Below are 563 nucleotides of genomic sequence, written 5' to 3'. Positions count from 1 at the left end.
CGGTGACGGCTGGCGGCTGAGGACGGGGATGGTCGGGGTCCTGTGGATCGCGGAAGTCGTCTTCCTCAGTTTCCTGCTCGTCCTGCGCCGTCTCGTACGGAGCGACCAGAGAGCCACCTTGTGGGTCGGGATCGCCGGGTTGTCCCTCATGCTGATCGGCGACACCCTGCGCCTGTGGGCGGCCGGCCCGCACGGCCTGGGGCCGATGTCCTGCCAGCCGGCCGACGCCTGGGCCACCGCGGGACTGCTGGTGGTCGCTGTCGGCCCCTGGGTGCCCGGCGGGGCGAGCACCCTGGGTACCGCTCAGCCCGCGCTGCGATGGGGAATGGAGGGTGCGGCGGCGTTCATTCCCCTGACGGTCTGCACGGCCACGGCGCTGGGATACGTACTCGCTCCGCTCGCCCGGGACCCGGTACCGCTGCTGGTCGGCGGCACGGCGCTGCTGAGCCTCTGGGCTCGCCAGAGGTTCCTGCCGAGCGAGGACAGCAGAAACGACGACTGAGTCCTCGTACGACTGTCCTCCCCGTCGCGACCGGCCTCCGGCTCTAGGTCAATACATCTAG

The 563-nt window shown here is 70.5% G+C and carries 1 pseudogene; it reads left to right on the top strand.

The window, feature by feature from the left end:
* Positions 1-502, top strand: a pseudogene (locus tag CCN42_RS40100) (hypothetical protein); the annotation flags it as partial.
* Between the last annotated feature and the right edge of the window lie 61 nt (positions 503-563).

The sequence above is a fragment of the Streptomyces glaucescens genome, assembly GCF_002154375.1.
Lineage (GTDB): Bacteria > Actinomycetota > Actinomycetes > Streptomycetales > Streptomycetaceae > Streptomyces > Streptomyces glaucescens.
This window is presented reverse-complemented; position numbering and strand designations above follow the sequence as displayed.